The organism is Sphingobacterium bovisgrunnientis, assembly GCF_009829085.1.
GTDB lineage: Bacteria > Bacteroidota > Bacteroidia > Sphingobacteriales > Sphingobacteriaceae > Sphingobacterium > Sphingobacterium bovisgrunnientis.
On the sequence record NZ_WUQY01000239.1, the window covers coordinates 1 to 324 of the forward strand.

Genomic DNA, 324 nt, shown 5'->3' on the forward strand with positions numbered 1-324 from the left:
TAAAATTTTTAGAGTCAACAAACTTCTGGATCGTGAAGTTTTTCTTTTATCTGTTTCTGTCTAGATACAATAGAAGTTATGCAAAGAAATTCAACATTATTTTTTTTGCATCGTCTCAATGTGATATCCATTGCAGCGGATATCTTTAAAACTAAGCAAATTTCTTCTGGATTTGCTAGAGTAAAGTGCATCGTCAATATATAATTTAGTATTATTTGGTAAAATAATACAAGCTCTTCCGGAGCCTTCAACGATATTCGATGCACCAGATATTGTATTAACATTATTTTTTGCTAATGTTAAGACCAAAAAATATTTTTTGTC

1 protein-coding gene is annotated in these 324 nt (G+C 29.3%); it reads right to left on the reverse strand.

Annotated elements, in window-relative coordinates; all coding sequences use genetic code 11:
* Positions 1-96: 96 nt before the first annotated feature.
* Positions 97-324 (reverse strand): hypothetical protein (locus GOQ16_RS18615; RefSeq protein ID WP_204987533.1); only part of this gene is annotated, 228 nt, incomplete at its 5' end.